The sequence below is a fragment of the Paenibacillus lautus genome, assembly GCF_050482385.1.
Taxonomy (GTDB): Bacteria; Bacillota; Bacilli; order Paenibacillales; family Paenibacillaceae; genus Paenibacillus_AQ; species Paenibacillus_AQ lautus_B.
This window is the reverse complement of the sequence record NZ_JBCNHV010000001.1, coordinates 101767-122434: the sequence shown is the minus strand read 5'-3', so window position 1 is coordinate 122434 and position 20668 is coordinate 101767. Positions and strand designations below refer to the sequence as shown.

Here is a 20668-nt window from a genome sequence, read left to right as displayed (position 1 = left end):
TTAAAATAACGAAACCGCTATAATATTAAGGGATAAAGCCGACACAGGGGGTATGAGCATGTATAGCATTTTTCTCGTGGATGACGAAGAGCTCGAGCTAGAGATGATCCGAGATTATATTCGTTGGGAAGAGATGGGGATATATGTAGCCGGAACGGCCCTGAACGGCAGGGATGCCCTTGAGAAGATCGAGGTGATTCAGCCCGATATCGTACTGACGGACGTCCAGATGCCCGTCATGAACGGGCTCGATATGTCGAAACGGGTGAGTGAGTTATTCGACTGGATTCAGTTCGTTTTCCTGACCGGACACGATGAATTCAATTATGTGAAATCGGCCTTAAACGTGGGAGCCGTTGGCTATTTATTGAAACCGCTAGATCTGAGCGAAATTGTAAGCGTTATCGATAAAGTGAAACGACGCTGTGAGGAAGTGCGGATGAAGAACCGCTCCATTCGCGTGACCAAATCCAATATTGTACGAGAGATGATGTTCGAGCAGAACGAGGAGCGGTTCAGGAACCTCGCCGCTGGCTATCATAAGCTGTCACGCCATACGGAGCCGAGAACGTATACCCTTACGCTGCTCGGCATCGATGCTCCACACGCTGCACAGCCGGGGCTGTCCCTCGAGGATGGCATGGCGCGCCTGCAGACGTATATGGAGGAGTGGCTTGCGGACAAGAAGCTCGAGGCGGATCTAGTCATCTGCCGGGAAGGCGAGCTGGGCGTTTTCATGGATGCCGCCAGCCATCTGAGCCGCTTCACATGGGAGGATCTGCTGAAGCAGATGCAGGATACGCTGGGTGTTACGATGACCGCGGCCGTGAACGAGGAGCCGGAAGAGCTGCCCCGCATCCAGGATTTATACCGGGAGACGCGGCAGATGCTGGAGGAGATGTTTTACGTCGGGAACGGGAGAGTCATTTATGCCAAGGACGTGTTGCGGCAGCTGGAGAGTCGGCAAATTCCTCCTTTCCAAGAGACGGCCTATTTCGAGGACATTCATCAGCTGGCATTCGAGCAGGCCGAGCAGAAGCTGCGGAATTACTTCAACGGGCTGGTCATGCTGCGGATCCGAAAAACCGAAGTGTGCGACTTTGCCATCGGACTGGTGGAGCGTCTGCTGGAGGGGATCCACGAACCGATCACGGAGAGCCACAAGCGGGCGGAGCTTTACCATGCCATCTATCAGTGCCGAACCATTATTGAAATCGAAGCGATCATCATGGATTTCGCCGGGCATGCGATTCGGACGCTGGAACACCGATTCATGGACAAAAATGCAAGGCTGGTCCACCAGATTCGCACGACGATCGACCAGACCTATCACCAGGCCATCACGATCAACAGCTTGTCCGATCAGGTGTATCTGTCTCCCAACTACCTGCGCTCCATCTTTAAGGAGAAAACCGGGATGACGATTCATGATTATCTGACGAGAATCCGGCTGAACAAAGCCAAGGAGCTGCTGGCCGACGATTCGCTCAAAGTGCAGGACATTGCCCAAAAAGTCGGCTATGAGAGTACCTCTTATTTCATTTCCCTATTCTTAAAAAACCAAGGAGTCACGCCGAATGAATACCGCAAAAACATCTAGTCAACCCGGCCCGTGGAGCCGTCTGGCGGGGGTTTTCCCGTTCACGCATCTACGCGCATACACCAATTGGCGTCTCCGACACAAGTTCTTTTTCATCTTTCTGATCGTGATCATCCTCCCGTTCTCACTGCTGATCTATTACTCGTATTCCTCAACCCGCAGCACGATTACGGAGCATACCTATAAGGCGCTGGGCGGATCGCTGGCACAGATTAATACTAACGTGGAGAAGCGGCTGGAGTATTACAATCAGCTGGCGAACATCCTCTACATGGATGCGCAGCTTCGCAATTATCTGTCCACCGACTATGAGCAGGCATATTATTACCTGGATGCCTTCCAATATATCAACCGGACGCTGCCGTCCCTGATGACCCTGAATGCCAATATTCTGGGCATCACGATTTATACGGGGAACCATACCCTTTATTCGGACGGCCAATACGTCAAATATACGGAAGAGCTGCCCCCGGCGATGGAGGAACAGGTGCTTGACGCGGCAGGCAATACGGTGTACTTCCATTCCGAGGATTTCAGGACCGGTGATGCGTATATCACCATTGCCCGTTCGTTAAGTTATTTCAGCTTGCAGCATCCGTACGGGATTTTGACCATGGACATTAATGATAACGAATTCTACTCCCTGATCAAAATGGAGAACTACAACAAGAGCGTATATATTATCGACGAGTTTGGTGGTGTGATCAGCACGGGGGATCAGAACCTCCAATCGAACCAGCTGTTCGACGTGTTTCCGATTCAAGAGCGGATGACCCAAGATGCGGGTTCATTCGATATTAAGATTAACGGCCAAGAGCGTTTTTTCACTTATAAAAAGCTCAGCAACGGCTGGTCCACGGTCATCACCGTCCCCTACGACGAGCTGCTGGCTAATGCGAATCAGGCGACCAAGAATGTCATCTGGTTCTCCGCGCTGGCGATTGGCATTGCCATCCTGCTGCTCTACTTTACGACTAAGGTCATGACCAAGCGCATCGAGGTGCTGCTGCAGCAGATCCGGAAGGTGGAGCGCGGGGATTTCCGGCTGTCGATTAAGCCGATGGGACATGACGAGATCGGCCAGGTGTCCTTTGCGTTCAATAAGATGGCCTCAACCATACAATCCCTGATCCATGACGTGTACGTGAAGGAGATCGCGAGGAAGGAGTCGGAGCTGAATACGCTCCAGGCCCAGATCAATCCCCATTTCCTGTACAACACCCTGTCGTCCATCTCGTCTCTGGCGATCAAGGAAGGAGCCATGCAGGTCTACCAGATGGTCAATTATTTGGCCAAGTATTACAGGGTGTCTCTGAATAAAGGGAAGCGTATCATTCTGCTGGAGCAGGAAATCAACCTGGTGAAGAATTATGTCGCGATTCAGAAGATTCGGTTCCGGGACAAGCTTCATATGCATTACGATCTGGATGAACAGCTGTTCGGGAACACGACGATAAAGCTGATTCTGCAGCCCTTCATCGAGAACTGCATCAATCATGCCATTGGGGACGAAGCGGGAATCAACATTAACGTGAAGCTGGGGCAGGAGGGGGACGACATCTTGCTCCAGGTCATCGACGACGGCATCGGCATGACGCCCGAACAGCTCGACCACGCGCTTAACAAATCGGATAATCTGTCGGGATACGGCGTGAAAAATGTGGATGACCGGATCAAACTCACCTACGGGGAGGAATATGGCGTCAGCATCTTCAGCCGTCTCGGCATCGGAACCGCGGTGACCATTCGCATACCTGTAATCTCCGATAGGCATCCAGCAAACGAACGGGACAGGCGGCAAGTGTTGCTCTGAATGAAAGACGTTTTGCATCATGAATTGTAAGATTGCGTTATAGATGATTGAACTCCTGATTTTTACAATGATAGATATATTCGAGCTTTTGAATATGACGACCTTAGAAAGGGGTTCAACAAATGAAGAAACTAAAATTGATTCTGGCAGCAGCCCTTGTTATGACAACGCTTTCGGCTTGCGGCGGCAACGAGAAGGCGGCATCGGGTGGAGACAGCGGTACGGATGCGGACAGCAACGCGCCGATCACGTTAACCTGGTTTGACCAAAACACGGGGGATGCCTTTACCAACCCGGTTGCGCAAGTGATTACGGAAAAAACGGGCGTCACCGTCGAGATCCAGCAGCCTACGGGCAATCCGGTCGAGAAGCTGAATCTGATGCTGGCCAGCGGCGATCTTCCGGATGTTATTTTATTGAGTCGTGGAAGCGATATCATGAACAAGTATATTACCTCCGGCGCGATCGTCCCACTGAATGATCTGATTGAAGAGCATGGACCGAATATCAAAAAAATGTACGGCGACACCTTGACCAAAACCCGAAGCGAGGACGGCAAAAATTATTATTTCTCCAACTGGTACGGCTTGGAGCAGTACCCGGTATTCGGATTCATGATGCGCATGGACATCATGAAGGAGCTGGGCGTCGGGGATAAGGCGAATAACGGCGAGCCGTTTACCGCGGAGGAATTCGAGGAGCTGCTCGTCAAGTTCAAGGAGAAGTATCCAACGATCGACGGGAAAGAAAGCATTCCGATGACACTCAACGGCGAGAATATCGGCAGCGTGACCGGCAGCCTCAAAGGAATGTACGGCATGATGGCGTATTACGAAACAAACGGCGAGCTGAAGAAGGACGTCCGCGATCCGCGCTATCTCGAAATGGTCAAATTTCTGAACTCCCTGTACCGCAAAGGCCTGCTGGACAAGGAATGGGCAACGATGAAGACCAAGCAGTTCGAGCAGAAGCTGGGCAACGGCAACGTGTTTGCCACGGCGGAAGCGCTCTGGAATGTGGGAAATGCGAATGCGCTGCTCAAAACCGAGGCAGCCGATAAAGCCACCGAGGACGAGCGTCAGTTTTACCAATATAAAGTGCTGGCCCCGGGCGTGAAGCCGGAAGAGGCCACTTACGGACCGAAGAGCTCCCTGGGCTGGGACGGCGTCGCGATCAGCCGCTCCAACAAGGATCCGGTCCGGACGATGAAGCTGCTGGATTTCCTGGCCAGCGAGGAAGGTCAGTATCTGCTGATGTGGGGAGTAGAGGGTGAGCATTGGGATATGAAGGACGGCAAGCATGTGCCAAGACAAGAAGTGCTGGACGCCTTCAAGAAGAATTGGGACGAAGCCTCCCGTACGACGGGCATTCGCAAGTGGACCTGGATGATCAAGAACGGTCCCGGCGAGGACGGAACCCCGTATGACCTGATGGGCCGTTACCAGACCGATCCGGTCACGGATCTGGCGATCAAGAACCTGGCCGATACGTCGTTTGATACAGCACCGTATGACAACCTGGGGCCGGCTGGCGGAACGCCGGAAGCCATTATGGAAACGAAGGTGAACGACACCATCAATAAATATTTCCTGAAGATGGCCCTATCGCCGTCGGAGGATCAAGTGGTGGAGTCCTATAACCAGATGATGGCCGAGATCGAGGCAGCTGGTTTGGCCAAGCTGGAAAAGATTTATACGGACAACTTCAACAAACGTCAAGAGCTGTGGGGCAAATAATCTGGCCAAGGGGAGTCAAAAGATGCTTCGTCTTTTGGCTCTTCGTTTTTTCTTACTCAGGCAAAACCATATCAACACGAATCGGAAGGATGATATTCTGTGACCATTCAATACCAAGAACAGTTTCGCATGTTTGCGTTACAAACCGATAACAGCTCCTATCTGTTCGGCATCAACGACAGTGGCAATCTGCAGCATCTCTACTGGGGGGAGCCGCTCAGGATCGAAGATGCGGCGCCGCTGCTCCGGCCGAGATCACACAGCTCGTTTGACGCGGAAGTCCATTCGGAGGTGGAGGAATACAGCTTCTGGGGCGGAGTTAAATATAGCGAGCCCAGCCTGAAGGTCCGCATGCCGGATGGCGTTCGCGACTTGGCGGTTCGTTATGCCGGGCACCGCACGCTGCAGACGGAAGGCAGGGAGACGCTGATCATCGTCATGAAGGACGAAGCGTACCCGCTCGAGGTGGAGCTGTCCTACCGGGCGATTCCCGAGTGCGACCTGATCGAACGTTCGGCCCGGATCGTAAACCGCGGCGAGGCGGATATTGTGCTGGAGAATGCGCAGTCCGCGGCATGGGTCATCCCCTATCTGGCGGATTACCGGCTTACGCACGTGACGGGGAAATGGTCCGGCGAATTTCAGCTGCGCAGCACCTTCCTCACCGAAGGAAAGAAGGTGCTGGAATCCCGCAGGGGCTTTACGGACAGCCACGCCAACCCTTGGTTTGCGATGGATGACGGACATGCCACGGAATCGGCGGGGCAGGTATGGTTCGGTGCGCTGGCCTGGAGCGGGAACTGGAAGATCACGGCTGAGCGGACGGTGTTCGAACATGTCCGGGTGACCGGAGGCATCAACGACTTCGACAGCGAGTGGGTGCTGGGAGCGGGAGAAGCCTTCGATACGCCAAGCTTCGTCGGGGGATACAGCAGCGGGGGCTTTGGCGGGATGAGCCGACGGCTGCATCGCTATCAGTATTCGGATGTCCTGCCCACCAGCGATACGAGACCGGTACTGTATAACTCCTGGGAAGCGACGTACTTCGATGTCAATGCCAAGGATCAAATGTCTTTGGCCGAAAGAGCCGCGCGCATGGGCGTTGAGCTGTTCGTCGTGGACGACGGGTGGTTCGGCGGGCGCAACCATGATCGCGCCGGGCTTGGCGATTGGTTCGTGAACCGGGAGAAGTTCCCGAACGGCCTCGGCGAGCTGATTAACCGGGTGCATGAACTGGGCATGGATTTCGGCATCTGGGTGGAGCCTGAGGCCGTCAATCCGGACAGCGACCTGTACCGGGAGCACCCGGATTGGGTGTACCATTTCGAGACGCGGGAGCGCTCGGAGCTTCGCAATCAGCTGCTGCTGAACATTTCGAAGCCAGAGGTTAAGGCTTATATTCTGCAGTTTATGACCGACCTGCTGGAGAAGCATGACATCAAGTTCATTAAATGGGACATGAACCGGACGGTGACCGAACCCGGCATGAAGGATCATCCGCTTCACCGGCAGAAGGAAATCTGGATTCGCCATGTACAGAGCCTGTATGAGATCTGGGCAGAGCTGCGGCGCCAATTCCCGCATGTGGCTTTCGAAACCTGCGCCGGCGGCGGGGCGCGCATCGACCTCGGCATCTTCCGTTATGCCGACCAATCTTGGCCGAGCGATAATACGGATGCCTTTGACCGCCTCAGCATTCAGGAGGGCTTCTCGTATACGTATGCTCCGCGGATGATGACCTGCTGGGTAACCGAGTCGCCGACAGGGATGAATCGCAGACAGGTATCCCTGAAATACCGGTTCCACAGCGCCATGATGGGAACGCTCGGCATCGGCTCCAACCTGAACGAATGGAGCGATGAGCTGATTGAGCAATCGGCCGAATATGTGGCGCAGTACAAATCCATTCGCCATCTGGTTCAGTTCGGCAGCCAGTATCGCTTGGCCTCGCTACAGCATAAAGGCGTAACGGCCGTTCAGTATGGCAGCGAAGACGGAAGCGACAACGTGCTGTTTGCGTTCCTGCACAGCCAGATGCTGGGCGAACCGCTGCCGAGACTGCAGCTGACCGGACTGCAAGCCGATCAGTCGTATGCCATTGAGGGATTAACCGGCACATGGAGCGGCAGGGCACTCATGAACATCGGGATTGAGCTGCCGCTGCGCGGGGATTTCGACAGCTTGGTGTATCACATTCAGATCCAAAAATAGTTCGTATATCCCCTGGAACGGAGCGCGCCGCATTGTCTTATAGGCAATGCGGCGTTTTTTTGCCGTCGACTTCCACGTTAACGTCAATGTTATGACTGATATTAGATTACATCATGGACTTAAGGGAGGAACGAAATGTGGATCACCATTATGGGTTTAGCCTTGAGTATGCTAACCAATGTACAGTATCGAATGGCTCCATATTCGCCCTATGGAGGAGCGAGGAGGGGCATACACCATATATTAGGACTACAGCGCACCGTTACAGTCCACTACATATCCAGTCGTACTCGCAGCCAGCTGTCTGTGGTGGCCCTAGAGATGGGGATTACAAAAAGTGTGGTACAGACCAGACGATGCTGGAACGTTCAAAAAAGAAGATTGCAGATAATAAAGCAAACAGCCTTTTCCTTGTGGGTTAGGCCGTTTTTTTTACGCTCTGATATTCAATCTTTGTTTTCAAGTTTGCTAATGCGCTCTTCTAATAGATTTATTCGTTTGTTGAATCTATAAAAAGTTGGGGTAACTCCAATAATAATTAAGATAATAAACAATATATACATACCATACACAGAAAAAACCTCCAATTAATTTAAAAAGTTTCTAATTTCCAGAATAACAAATGTATAGCATTAAACTCAACTATTTACATAAAAAGAAAAAGTGTTAGGTAACATAGACGAGTAGTAATTTCAATATTCAAAATGAGTATCTAAAACATGCTGAAAGTATCGAAAGCGACCCCTAGGCAGGAGTTTTTATTTTGAAGTAGTGGGTTAGTTGTATGCCTAAATACTTCCATTTTATAGTATGATAAGTTATAGCTGTAGATGAAGATTGGGAATTTGAGTTGCTATTCAAACATTTCTCAGATGAGATGGAAGGCAAAATATTAGTTTCCAAATGACCGAGGAAGGAATAGAACATTCATGGACGATAGAAGTAAAGTTCGAAGCTACGTTAAATGATATGGAGTGCTATAGAAGGACAGAAGGATATATAGAAATAACGGATAACAAATTGTATATTGTTGATTATGATTGCCTGACTATGGCTGCGCAATTTAGCGATAATAAGATTCTTAGACGAAAATTGTGCAAACAATAGGATTGCATTGAAGAATGGGATGTATATGGTAGAGATTGTACAATTCTATAATGCTGATAATGACGAACATATTGGTGGCGATAAAATAAATATGTTAATGAATTCTAATGAAATATCAAATTTTGAAGCTAATGCAGATAAAGTAATTTGGTGCAGCTATATTCACTACATACTTCTAGATGATGATAAGGAGATGAGAGCATGACAACAAACACCACCGCGGAACAAATCCGAATTATCGAATATGACCCTTCCTACGCTGGGGCGCTCACTGATATGTGGAACCGCAGCAACGAAAGTTGGGGAGGCGGCACCAGGCAGAGAACGGAGGACGCTGTTCGCCGGGAGATGGAGATTTCGTCCAATCTTCATGCGTTTCTCGCCGTCGATGGTAAGGAGGTTGTCGGCTTCTGTAGTTTCGCCCACTACCGCCATGACGAAGGGGCCCTGTATGTGCCGCTGTTGAATGTTCGGCCCGATTATCACGGCTACAAGGTCGGCCGTAATCTGATCTTGAATGCCGTCCGCAAGACAGTTGAAGCGGGGTGGCCACGCCTAGATCTGTTTACCTGGGCAGGCAACACCAAAGCCGTGCCGATGTACAAGAAATGCGGGTTTTTCTGGGAAAAAAATGATGATTACGTCCACCTGATGAACTTCATTCCGACCATCTTGCAAACCGAAGCGCTCGCTCCTTATTTTGAGGAGCTGGATTGGTATGCAGACAGCACCCGCGAGCTCGTCATCGAGCCGGATGGCCGCCGGGAGCGCGGCTTCGATTTCTTTGAATACACCTGGGGTAAGGGAGATCTCTCCGTGCGAGCGGAATTCGAAAAGTCCGGTCGCGGGCTGACCGCTCTCGACACGCCTGATTATGCAATCTCCACCGAAATCGACGATCACGATCTTGTGTTCTGTTCTGCCTACAAGGTTCGCTATCGAATCAAGAACCGCTCGGCTTCCGAGCTGGCGATTGAGATCAATGGCCAGGACGACAAGAGTATCCGTTTTGCGCTGACTGCTGCACAAACGATCGCTCCGGGAGAGACGGTCATCGTGGAGGGGGAATTCGAGCTTAACCCGGTCCGGGAAGAACTGAATGACAAGAAGACCCATCCCGTTGTCAAGAGCCAATGGGTTATCGGTGGCAAGCGAGCCGAGTTCCGAATAGGCATCGCTCCGAAATTCCCGGTCAAGATGAAGACGGCGCTGCCAGTCAAGGAGCTTTATCCGGGCATTCCGGCCGAGCTGTATCTGAACGTGGAGAACCATTTTGCCTCGGAAGCGGAGTTCGCTTTTGAATGGCCAGAGGATGAATGCGTGGAATGGGCCGATCGTGTCGTACGCTTCACACTTCCAGCTAAAGGAAAAGCCTCTGTCCCGGTATCCTTCATCTTGCGGTCCTACGGACTCTACTCGCGAGAGGTTGGGGTGACGGCAGTTCCGGTTGATCAAAAGGCGGTTTCCTTCACAAGCAAGCTGTCCGTCCTGATGAAGGGAACACACGGCCGTTTCGGTGGGGAAGATGGTGAACAGTGGGTCGCCGTGAACGGTGCATTCTCCCTCCATCTGAGCAAGCATGATAATAACATGTGGATCGATTATCCAGGATCCCACCACAGTTTCTGGTGGAACTATCCGAAGCTGGGTAAGCCGTTTGCAGAAGAATTCTCCAAGAAGCAGGCCAAAGAAGTGAAGATTTACTCAGAAGGGGAGAGTCAGGTACTTGAAGCCCTTTACGAGTCGGAAGACTTCCCCGGCCTGGAGATAAAGTCGGTGGCCAAGCTGTTCGCAAGCGGCATCGCCGAGTTTTATCACGAAATCTGCAACACCAGCAGCAAAGGGCTGGAAGAGAACATGTATCTGCTGACGAATTTTGGTTTCTTCGGCAACAGGCTCATCCTGCCATACCAGGGCCATTATGTGGACATGGGCGATGCTTACTCCAGCGATCCGGATCATTGGGACAGCGCCCAGATCACGGAGAACTGGCTGTTCAGCAAGGAAGAGAACGTCGGTTGCGGCATCTGTTGGGACCCTTCCCTGAAGCTGCTTCGCCCAGAATACCCGCTTGGTCTGGAGCATGATCTTGGCCGAATTTCTGGCGGAGCTGTCGTACGAACGAAGACGACCGTGTTTGCTCTAAACACCTTCGCCAAGTGGTGGGATTTCCGCTGCTTCGCCCGGAAGCTGCGGAACCCGGTCGTACCGATGCTGGACGATCATCTCGAACTGGCGCTTGGCGGCGGAAATCCGTTCTTGGCTGGGCCGCTGAATGCAGAACTTATCGAAAGAAAGATGGTTCCGCTCGCCGGTAGCTTGGAACTGTATGTGCAAAACGGTGAGGAACCGGAGCGGAAGGTTGCCGACATGAAGTTGCAAAAGGAGCAGGACCTTCGTTCCGCGAGCTTTGAGTACTCCCCTGGGGAAAAGCAAGACCCGGAAAATGGCGAATCCGGTTGGAAGGCCCGTGCCGTTTATCGCGGCGAGGATTGGGTTCAGGAGCGGTCGGCTCTCTGGCTTCCCCAAACGGAAGCAGCCGTCGTTTGCGGGCTGGAGGAAGGAGCGGCAGGTCCCGTGTACACAGTGAGCAACGGGATTCTCTCCATAGCGGCTTCCCCTGGCTTTGGCAGCGTCGTGCATTCCCTGAAGCACCAAGGCGAAGAATGGTTGGACAGTTCGTATCCGGAAGCTGCCCCGCGTTCCTGGTGGAATCCCTGGTACGGCGGACTCGGCGTGGACATTCCCGGCATGAGTGGCTTCAGTCGACAGCAGGAGCCGAGAAGTGCGACATGGGCGGAGCTGATGGATGTGCACGGCAACGTCTGGAAGGGACTCCGAATGAGCACTGTCATCGAGAAGCAGGAAGCGAATCGGGGGATCACGATCGACCAGCATTACCTTATGCTGCCTGGTGTCCCTGTTCTCTGCGTGCTGCATTCGGTGACCAACGAAAGTGGCCTGGTTCTGCCGCATTATTCGCTCAGGGATGATAATTTCTTCAAGCCTTCACCAATCTTCTCCGAAGGATGGATGGAAATCCCTGGGGAAGGAAAGTTCCTTCTCGGGAAGCTGGAAGCCGAGCTTCATTTCAAGGGACTCTTGCGAATAGGCGCGGTTTCTCGTCAGAACATGCTGCATATAGTGAATAGTTATCACAATCAGAGTTCATCAGCGTATGTGAACAACAAGGTGTTTAGTCACGATGTGAATCACCATCTTTCACTTCTGAATGGGAAAACCGCCTGGACACAGCCGACTTTTCTGATCTTGGGTCGAATCGATCTGAATTCGGAGGATGTCCGTGACCTTCAGAAGCTGACCTTTACCAATCCTGCCGACGAAAAGGAGATCTTACATGCCGATCATTGACATTCATATTCATCTGTCGGACATCGACAGCTTTCATCAAACAGCGATTGATCAGTCCAAAGTCGATTACACCACTGCCGGACTTAAGGCGGAGTTTGACAAGAACGACGTCATTCTCGGTATTGGAATGGGCGTCACGGAGCAGACCAAGGGAGCCTTTCCTGATTCCAATTCACCTAATCCGATGGGTCTTGACCTGCAAGAAAGCGTTCCACCGTTCCTAATGGAATGCGTCGGCATCAATCCGAACATGCTCACCGGCAAGCACGCCCTAGAGGAGCTCGATAGGATTGAAGCTCGTCTGCAAGTTCCCGAGGTGGCGGGAATAAAGCTATATGCTGGGTACTACCATCATTACGTCTATGACAAAATCTACACGCCGATTTATGAGTTGGCTGCCAAGTACGGCATGCCCGTGGTGATTCATACCGGCGATACTTACTCCATGAACGGATTGCTGAAGTATTCGCATCCGCTTACCGTAGATGAATTGGCCTACCAGCAGCGCGGCGTGAACTTCATGATTTGCCATTTGGGTGATCCCTGGGTGATGGATGCCGCCGAAGTGGTGGCCAAGAACCCGAACGTCTACGCCGATTTGTCCGGACTTGTCGTCGGAGATCGGCCCCATTTTGAACGGTTCATGAACGAACCGCTGTTCATGGACCATTTTCGCCGGGCGCTGGTGTACTGTGATCATTACGAGAAAATGTTGTTCGGAACCGACTGGCCGCTCGCACCGATCGACCTGTATGCGGAATTCGTTCGCAGGCTCGTGCCTGAGCAGCATCATGAGAAGGTATTCTACCAGAATGCCATTGGACTATTTCCGCGTATCAGGCAGCGGATCGCGGCGCTCTGAAAGCATCGGCGACGGCAGTTAGCCCGTCCTACAGCGCGAAATTTCTCGAAACTACCGGATAGAGGCCGCTCTAGAAAGTGCAGTGAAAATGGAGACTACAGCGTGATGGAGCGCCTTCTTCTCGTTCTTTCTAGCCCCTACGCACACTCTCAAGAACAGGTTGATTGCTCCACACTACCTGCATTATCACCCCATCCTTACCGGACGATTTACGGTACTTGAAAACTTCATGTGAATCAATTGTTCTAGGAACTTTTACCGTCAGGGTAGTTTTTTTGTTTGGAAAGAAGATAGTTTATATACTGGGGATAGCCTCGATTATGTTTAACTGTAACCACAAAGGTCGCAGGCCATAATTCCAAACGATGATTTCTTTTTCTGCAACATTTTTTTTAATTATGGCATCAGCACGAAGCAGTGGAAAGGATGAAACGATTCCCGAGAAGCGAATGCGGTCGCCTTTGTCTCCGAATTTCTTCCTTGACGAGAACCAATTCAAGAAATTGGGGACAACACCGATGGTAGGAACGATTCGTACGTGGAGCGTCTCACAACACATAAAGAGGAGAAACCTACCCCTTCCGGGTATCTCGGTACTTGGAAGGGGATTTTCCCATGATTTTTTTGAACAACCGCGAGAAGTAGTAGGGATCTTGGAAGCCGAGACGGTGGCTGATCTCCTTGACGCTCTGGCCGGTCAGGTCCAGATGCTGGCAGGCCCGCTGGATTTTGAGGCGCAGATAGTAATCGATGGGGGAGTAACCCGTCGCTTCCTTGAACCGGAAGGTGAAGTGCGGAATCGACAGATTGGCGTAGGCCGCCAGCTCCTTCAGGCTCACATGGCCCTCCAGATGCTCGGTCATGTACAGAAGCGTCTGCTCCATATCATGTTTATTGTGCTGGTGCAGCCCCCGCTGCGGTTGGAGCCGGGCGAGGCGGATCACGGCCGCCAAGTGGCCGGCGAGCTGTGAGACATGGATGATATGGTTCAGCGTATACCCTTTTTGCAGCAGCTCGTAACTTTCCTGAAACAGCTCCACGATGCTCCTTGACTGGTCGACCGGAACGATGGCGGGTTCGGCTGCGTCGGTAAAGCCCTCGAACAATAAACCTGCATGCGTCCCCTTCATATGCCACCAGTAAATGCTCCAGGGATGAAGTTCCGAGGATGCATATTCATGCGGCGTATCCGGCGGGATGACAACCGCCTGCCCCTTGAGGAGAGAATAGGTTTTGCCGCCGTTCAATCGGTACCAGCCTTCACCTTCCACGCAGTAGATTAAGATGTACGCGCCGCTGCCCTCCGGGCGTTCCCGGTAGTGATGCAGCGCGCGCGGAAAGTATCCGATGTCGGTCACGTGCAGCGGTTCAACAAGCGGATGCCGGGCGGCCTCTTTCATAATATGCTCCGGGAGGACAGTGATTTTCTGGGACTCGAATCCGTCTGGTTTTCGTATGGTATCCATAGCTTTACTATGAATCGGAACGGAATTGTTGTCAATCGGATTGAGCGTCAATAATCAGAACATAATCCATCATCAGCATGATATCGTCAATGGCTCTTCGGCAGGCTGGCTTATAAGATAGAGACATAACGCAGCCAACGCGGATACTAATGGAGGGATGACGACTCATGACAAAACAACGGCAAGTGAGCGTACGGGAAGAGACCGTGGTGATTCCCACGTATGAAGTGGGGAAGCCGGATCTGAACCCGATGTTTTTGGAGAAACGGGTGTATCAGGGGAGCTCGGGGCGTGTCTATCCGCTGCCGGTCATCGATAAAATTTACGATGAGAAAGTAGTAAAGCCCTACCGGATCATTTTCCTTGAAAATGAGTACGTGCAGATTCAGATCATGCCGCAGATTGGCGGCCGCATCTACCGGGCCATCGATAAAACCAACAACTATGATTTTGTGTACCATAATCAAGTGATCAAGCCGGCTTTGGTTGGCCTTGCGGGTCCATGGATATCCGGGGGAATCGAGTTCAACTGGCCGCAGCATCACCGTCCGAACACCTATGGCGAGGTGGAGTGGAACTTAACGGATCACCCGGATGGCAGCAAGACGGTATGGGTCGGCGAGATCGACCGGATGTACGGCACGAAGGTGTCTACCGGCTTCACGCTGTATCCGGGCAAGGCGTATCTTGAAATTCAGGCACAAATGTACAATCGGACCTCGGAGCCGCAGACCTTTCTATGGTGGGCGAATCCGGCCGTAGCGGTCAACGACCATACCCAGTCCGTATTTCCGCCGGATGTTCACGCGGTGTTCGACCACGGGAAACGGGACGTGTCCAAATTTCCGATCGCAACCGGCACGTATTATAAGCAGGACTATTCGGCGGGCGTCGATATTTCCATGTACCGCAACATTCCCGTTCCGACATCCTATATGGCTTATCATTCGGATTACGATTTCGTGGGCGGATATGACCATGGCTTGAAAGCGGGGATTCTGCATGTCGCCAATAAACATATATCTCCCGGGAAAAAACAGTGGACATGGGGGCACGGCGAATTCGGCCAAGCCTGGGATCGCAACCTGACCGATGAAGACGGCCCGTACATCGAGCTGATGACCGGCGTGTATACCGATAACCAGCCTGACTTCACCTGGCTGGCGCCGTATGAGGAGAAAAGTTTCAAGCAGTACTTCATGCCCTATAAAGACATCGGGCTGGTGAAGAACGCGTCCATTGACGCCGCTGTAAATCTCGAAGTTCACGGTCGCAAGGCCGTTGTACATGCTTATGCCACCTCGGTTAGGGAAGAGGCTCGCATTCTGTTGACAGGAGCGGGACGCACCTATTTGGATCGAAAGGTCAAGCTGTCGCCAGCCGATACCTTCCAGGCCGTGATCGAACTAGACCCCAGTGTCAGAGAAGAAGATGTGCGGGTCGCGGTATTCGCTGCGGACGGCAGAGAGCTCATCTCTTACCAGCCCAAGCCGCGTATCTTGGAGCGAACGCCGGACCCTGCCACGGCGATTGGTAAGCCGGAGGACCTGAAGAATACCGAAGCGCTGTTCTTGGCGGGACAGCATCTGGAGCAGTACCGGCACGCGACCTATGAACCGGAAGCCTATTATATGGAAGGTCTTCGGCGCGATGCGGGAGACGTTAGGCTGAACAATGCTTACGGTTTGCTGCTGCTGCGCAGAGGCTGCCTCACGGAGAGTGAAGCTTATTTCAAAAAAGCCATCGAAACCTTGACCCGCCACAACGCCCGGCCATTTGACAGCGAACCGTTCTATCATTTGGGCAAAGCCTTGAAATGGCAAGGGCGTTTGGATGAAGCGTACGCTTATCTGTACAAGTCGGTCTGGTCGGGGGCTTGGCAAGGGGCCGGTTATCTGGCTTTGGCCCAGATTGCTTGCGAGAAGCGGGAATATGAGGAAGCGTTCGAGCTGATCGAACGATCCCTGGCTGCCCAGTACCGTAATTATAAGGCGCGGCATCTCAAGAGTTTCGTCTTAAGAAAGCTGGGGCGCTTAGCGGATGCGGCATCATGGCTTGAGGAAACGCTCAAGCTGGATCCCATGGATGCGGGCGCGATGAACGAGCTGGTAACCGTATATCAAGAACAGAAGCAAGAGGTTGAGAGCCGGCGGGCTTATGAATCGCTTGCCCAGCTCCTGCGCGATGATCCGCACAATTATATCGCCTTGGCTCAGGACTATGCGGATGCAGGCCAATTTGGCGACGCTTTGGATGTGCTGCAGCGCATCGAACGCCTTACGGCATCTGCCGTCTATCCGATGGTTTATTACTACCAGGGCAGTAATCTAATGAAGTTGAACCGGGCGGAAGAGGCATCCGCTTGCTACCGAATGGCCTCGGAAGCCGATCCGTCGTACTGTTTCCCGAATTCCCTGCATGACTACGCGACGCTTAAGCAGGCGATCGGCGTTCAGCGGCAGGATGCGAGAGCGTTGTACTACTTAGGGAATCTGCTGTACGACAAGAAACGTTACGAAGAAGCCATAAGCAGCTGGGAAGCTTCGGTCGCTCTGGATGGCAGCTTCGCTACGCCGCATCGGAATTTGGCGCTCGCTTACTATAACAAGAGGCAGGACCACGACAAAGCATTGACATTCCTGCAAACTGCCTTCTCGCTGAATCCGGCGGACGCCAGGGTCTTCTACGAGCTGGACCAATTGTATAAAAAGCTCGGTCATGCTCCGTCTGATCGCTTGAAAGCGATGAAGGAGCACATGGAGCTGGTCGAGCAGCGCGACGATTTATATCTGGAATATATGACGCTGCACAATACGCTGAATCGTTATGAGGAAGCATTGGCATTGATTCTGAAACGCAACTTTCACCCATGGGAAGGTGGCGAGGGCAAGGTTCCGGCCCAGTATGTAGTAGCCCGGGTGGAGCTTGCGAAGAAGCTGCTTCAGGATCATCGCTATGAGGATGCCGTAGAGCAGCTCCTTGCCGCCAAGCAATATCCGCTCAACATCAATGAAGGGAAGCTCACGGGAGCACAGGAGAATAACATCGATTATTACCTGGGCTGCGCATACGAGGGGCTCGGCCGGTCCGAAGAGGCGGAGGCGTACTTCCTGAAAGCTTCGGAGGGGCTGGATGAGCCCACCAGCGCGATGTATTACAACGATCAGCCGCCGCACATGATTTTTTATCAAGGGGCTGCGCTGCGGAGGTTGGGCCGAGACAATGAAGCTCGCAGCCGGTTTAACAAGCTGATCGATTACGGGGAGAAGCATATATTCGAGCCTCAGAGTATCGATTACTTTGCCGTTTCGCTCCCGGACTTTCTGGTGTTTGATGAAGATCTGGACCGAAGAAACGAAATTCATTGCCGCTACATGATGGGGCTTGGTCAACTTGGACTCGGTGACCGGCAGTCCGCGGAGAACCTGTTCGGGGAGGTGCTGCAGCTGGAGTCTCACCATCAAGGAGCTGCGTTGCATTTGGAGCTTTGCAAGACGTTGATCTAAGAGATCAACACTTTATTCTCAAGGGCCGTTATGAACGGTCCTTGAGAATTTGTGCATTCTGGGTGATGCGTTGACTAAAACGGAGGAGGATTACGATGATGATCTGGAGCAAAGGGATGTCGGATGGATATGAGGTTTGGACAGGGAGGACGGCGGCTATAGAGATGGTCGTGGTGCCTGAACTCGGAAGTAGGGTGATCTCGCTTCGCAATCGAATAACGGGTCGGGAGTGGCTGGTGCAGCCTGCTGGAGTTCTGGAAACGAACGGGTATGCTACCTCCTTCGGAAAGCGGGACGGCAGCGGCTGGGATGAAATGTTTCCTACGATCAATGTCTGCCGGTATCCCGCGTACCCATGGGAAGGAACGGAGCTTCCGGATCATGGCGAGGTATGGTCCATTCCATGGAAAACGCAAAGCGAGGAAGAACAGCTTCACTGCAGCGTGCAGGGAATCCAAATTCCATATCAGCTGCGCAAAACCTACTCCTTCCCTCGTGAAGATACCCTGCGGATCGATTATGCTGTTCATAATCCGAGCCCGTTCCCGTTCACATTTTTGTGGGCTGCCCATCCGTTATTTCAGATCAATGAAGGCATTGAGATCATCGTTCCCGACAAGTTGAGTGAGATCATCGTATCGTACTCGGCTAACGGTCGATTGGGAGAATTCGGCGATATTCGGAAATGGCCGCAGCCATGGGAGGAAAACCCCAATATCCGCTTAAATCGAACCGAGAGCAGGCTTGCGGCAACGGCAGAGAAATTTTATTTTGCCGGTGAGCTGCCGGAAGGGATGGCTTCCATCTACGATCCGGTTGCGGGGGAAGGACTCCGCATGATGTTTCCTACGGAGCAGGTGCCTTACCTAGCGATATGGGCGAATTACGGCGGCTATCAGGGACAGTATCATCTTGCGCTGGAACCCGCGACGGGACTGCTCGATGATCTCTCGTATGCCATGGATCGTCAGGCAGCGGCAGAAGTGCCGGCCGGCGGCACGTATACGTGGTACCTTGAGATGAGCTGGATTGATGAATCAAAGAAGTAGCCAGGTCTGGTTGACCGAAAGTGGACCGACAAATGATTAATCGTAAGCCAATTCACGAATGTGTTGATTGGGATTGTCCGTAAATAATCCGCCGTGATAACAGATCACGTTATGGATGTCATAGTGAGTGAGCTTCTGCAAGGAAAGCTGGGCTGACGCCATGTCATAAGTGGTTGCCGGATCCGGTCCGGCCAGTTGCCCCTCTCTGACGTTCAGCGCATCGGCGGCAATCAAGGTTTTGCTCGGTATGTGATATAAGCTGGTGTGGCCGGGGGTATGGCCAGGCGTATGGATCGCCATGATACCGCCGCCATACGGCAGCACCTCGCCGTCGCGCAAAATGCTGTCTACTCGCGCCGTGGGAGGGTTCTCAAGCGTATGCTTAAACGCGTTCCGCCACTCCGGGGGCACGGTCTCCGGCAGCGATGCCAGCGCTTGCGCGATAGCCTCGGGCGATAATTTGACAAGCCTTGTATCGCCTTCGATATAAGGCTTTTCGATTTCGCTGGCGAACACTTCCGGTTCTTGTTTGCAGTGCTGGATAACGGCAGGTAAACTGCCGATATGATCCAAATCCTGGTGTGTTATAATGATTCTGGTTATGTCCTGAACGGAAAAACCGCAGTCCGATAGTTGATCCTGAATCAGCGGGAACTGACCGGGATAGCCGGTATCGATGAGAACCATATCCTGCTGATCCCATAGGAATGTCGGATGGATCGTTACGATTCGTCCCATCATGGCTGCTGATATTTTCAGCATATGAATGCCTTGATCGATTAGCATGTTATATACCTCCACTATATGGGGATTTCTTCTCCCAAATTCAACTTCCAGAGAAGATTGAGCAGAAGTAGATTATCAAATCAGTAAACGAATGTAAATAGTGAAATATTATATCATAACACAAAAATAATTATTTGTCAATATAAAATTCATTGACTAGAACCCTCGTTACTATATGAAATGTCTGGCCCTGCATACATAGAATGATTCCAAGCCCTAGACTGATCACAAGGCTGGATATCATCTCACTATTGAGGAATATGTAATTGCTGGTATAATCCTTGAAAAGAGAAACGTAGTGACACAGCAGATTGAAGAAGGAGAGGGAGAAGCAATGAATACGATGATTGAACTGGATGACGTAACCTGGAGACGGGAGCAGAAGACCGTTCTTACCGGTGTGGATTGGACCGTACAGCAAGGGGAGCATTGGGCGGTGCTCGGACTGAACGGCTCCGGGAAGACAACCATTTTGAATATGATTAATGGTTACATCTGGCCGACCAGCGGCACAGTTTCGGTGCTCGGGCATCGTTTTGGCAGGGTGGATTTAAGAGAATTGCGTAAATCGATTGGCTGGGTCAGCTCCTCACTGCAGGAAAGAATCCGGCCGAGCGAATCGACGCTGGATGTCGTGATTAGCGGCAAACATGCCTCGATCGGCCTGTATCAGAAGGTGGATGAAGCAGACCGGGAACAGGCCGAGCAGCTTATGAAGGATTTTAATTGTATTCATCTGCTGGGTCGTACATATGAAACTTGTTCGCAGGGGGAGAAGCAGAAGCTGCTGATCGCTAGGGCTCTCATGGCTTCTCCAAGACTGTTGATTCTGGACGAGGCCTGTAACGGGCTGGATTTTCTGTCGAGGGAAGCGCTGCTGTCCAGCATTACGGCACTGGCTTCTAAGCCCGATGCCCCGACCCTGCTGTTCGTTACGCATCATATCGAAGAAATCCTGCCGATCTTCTCGCACTCCTTGCTGATCCGCCGGGGCACCGTCTTCGGGAAGGGGCGTTCCCGGGACATGCTGACCAGCGACAATTTGACCTCGTTTTTTGAGACGCCGGTCGAGGTGAGCTGGCAGAACGATCGGGCCTGGATGTCCATTCCGGACTTGAAATAAATGCTTTTCGCCCGACGATATTCATGGCCTTAGGAGA

At 52.2% G+C, this 20668-nt stretch carries 12 protein-coding genes; 10 read left to right on the top strand and 2 right to left on the bottom strand.

Annotated features, from left to right (window positions below; translation table 11 throughout):
• The first annotated feature begins 58 nt into the window (after positions 1 to 58).
• From ABEW73_RS00605 to ABEW73_RS00575, 7 genes are all read left to right on the top strand, one after another.
• Positions 59 to 1600, top strand: a complete 1542-nt coding sequence (locus ABEW73_RS00605; protein WP_430172732.1) for a response regulator transcription factor — start codon at positions 59 to 61, stop codon at positions 1598 to 1600.
• On the top strand, positions 1578 to 3413 hold the full coding sequence (locus ABEW73_RS00600; protein ID WP_430172734.1) for a cache domain-containing sensor histidine kinase: 1836 nt from the start codon (positions 1578 to 1580) through the stop codon (positions 3411 to 3413). Before ABEW73_RS00605 ends, ABEW73_RS00600 begins: the two co-directional genes overlap by 23 nt.
• A gap of 122 nt (positions 3414 to 3535) precedes the next feature.
• Entirely contained in the window at positions 3536 to 5149 is a 1614-nt protein-coding gene (locus tag ABEW73_RS00595; RefSeq protein ID WP_430172736.1) for an ABC transporter substrate-binding protein, read from the top strand.
• A 99-nt stretch (positions 5150 to 5248) separates the two neighbouring features.
• Positions 5249 to 7360 carry an alpha-galactosidase gene (locus ABEW73_RS00590; RefSeq protein WP_430172737.1) on the top strand — a complete coding sequence of 704 codons (2112 nt, stop codon included), beginning with the start codon at positions 5249 to 5251 and terminating at the stop codon, positions 7358 to 7360.
• Between the two features lie 1132 nt (positions 7361 to 8492).
• Positions 8493 to 8672, top strand: coding sequence for a hypothetical protein (locus tag ABEW73_RS00585; protein ID WP_430172739.1), 180 nt, complete (start codon positions 8493 to 8495; stop codon positions 8670 to 8672).
• A complete protein-coding gene (locus ABEW73_RS00580; protein ID WP_430172741.1) occupies positions 8669 to 11839 on the top strand; it encodes a GNAT family N-acetyltransferase in 3171 nt (1056 codons plus the stop codon). Before ABEW73_RS00585 ends, ABEW73_RS00580 begins: the two co-directional genes overlap by 4 nt.
• Positions 11826 to 12701 (top strand): amidohydrolase family protein, encoded by an 876-nt coding sequence (locus ABEW73_RS00575; RefSeq protein ID WP_090907997.1) that lies wholly within the window; start codon positions 11826 to 11828, stop codon positions 12699 to 12701. Before ABEW73_RS00580 ends, ABEW73_RS00575 begins: the two co-directional genes overlap by 14 nt.
• 572 nt (positions 12702 to 13273) lie before the next feature.
• Here ABEW73_RS00575 and ABEW73_RS00570 read toward each other — a convergent pair.
• Positions 13274 to 14218: a helix-turn-helix domain-containing protein gene (locus ABEW73_RS00570; protein ID WP_430172744.1), complete on the bottom strand. Its 945-nt coding sequence runs from the start codon at positions 14216 to 14218 to the stop codon at positions 13274 to 13276.
• Positions 14219 to 14334: 116 nt separating this feature from the next.
• Between ABEW73_RS00570 and ABEW73_RS00565 the strand changes: the two genes are divergently transcribed.
• Both ABEW73_RS00565 and ABEW73_RS00560 read left to right on the top strand, forming a co-directional pair.
• Positions 14335 to 17673, top strand: coding sequence for a DUF5107 domain-containing protein (locus tag ABEW73_RS00565; protein WP_430172746.1), 3339 nt, complete (start codon positions 14335 to 14337; stop codon positions 17671 to 17673).
• Positions 17674 to 17771: 98 nt separating this feature from the next.
• Positions 17772 to 18722, top strand: coding sequence for a hypothetical protein (locus tag ABEW73_RS00560; RefSeq protein ID WP_430172946.1), 951 nt, complete (start codon positions 17772 to 17774; stop codon positions 18720 to 18722).
• A gap of 36 nt (positions 18723 to 18758) precedes the next feature.
• On the opposite strand, the gene ABEW73_RS00555 is transcribed toward ABEW73_RS00560, so the two are convergent.
• Entirely contained in the window at positions 18759 to 19508 is a 750-nt protein-coding gene (locus ABEW73_RS00555; RefSeq protein WP_430172748.1) for an MBL fold metallo-hydrolase, read from the bottom strand.
• Between the two features lie 334 nt (positions 19509 to 19842).
• On the opposite strand from ABEW73_RS00555, the gene ABEW73_RS00550 reads away from it, so the two are divergent.
• Positions 19843 to 20631, top strand: coding sequence for an ABC transporter ATP-binding protein (locus tag ABEW73_RS00550; RefSeq protein ID WP_015736501.1), 789 nt, complete (start codon positions 19843 to 19845; stop codon positions 20629 to 20631).
• The last annotated feature ends 37 nt before the right edge of the window (positions 20632 to 20668 follow it).